This is a genomic window from Cobetia sp. SIMBA_158 (assembly GCF_046566945.1).
In the GTDB taxonomy this organism is placed as follows: Bacteria; Pseudomonadota; Gammaproteobacteria; order Pseudomonadales; family Halomonadaceae; genus Cobetia; species Cobetia amphilecti.
In genome coordinates this window covers 1-267 of the sequence record NZ_JAWJYL010000436.1, presented here as the reverse complement: position 1 = coordinate 267, position 267 = coordinate 1, and the positions used below count along the sequence as shown (strand labels likewise).

General features: G+C 52.8%; 1 protein-coding gene. It reads left to right on the top strand.

What is annotated here, in order from left to right; all coding sequences use genetic code 11:
* Window positions 1-202: hypothetical protein (locus R2R70_RS20590; protein WP_410978991.1), on the top strand; the 202-nt coding region annotated here is incomplete at its 5' end.
* Window positions 203-267: the final 65 nt, after the last annotated feature.

Genomic DNA, 267 nt, shown 5'->3' with positions numbered 1-267 from the left:
CGAACTAACGTTACTGCCGCTCAACATTAAGCATATGTCGGTAAAGGCATTTTTGCAGACAGGCGCTCCGCGTGGCGCGGCACTGATTATTGCGCCTTATACCATGCCATTACCGCTCTTTTCACCACCGCTGATCTATACGGACCTGACGCTGACAACACATCAACAGGAGCAGATCCGCAAAATGCTCGAATCAGCATGAGGGAACAACTTTCGGGCGCAAAAACATTGCCGGCAGCGCCACCAGCGCCATTACCCAGAACACGC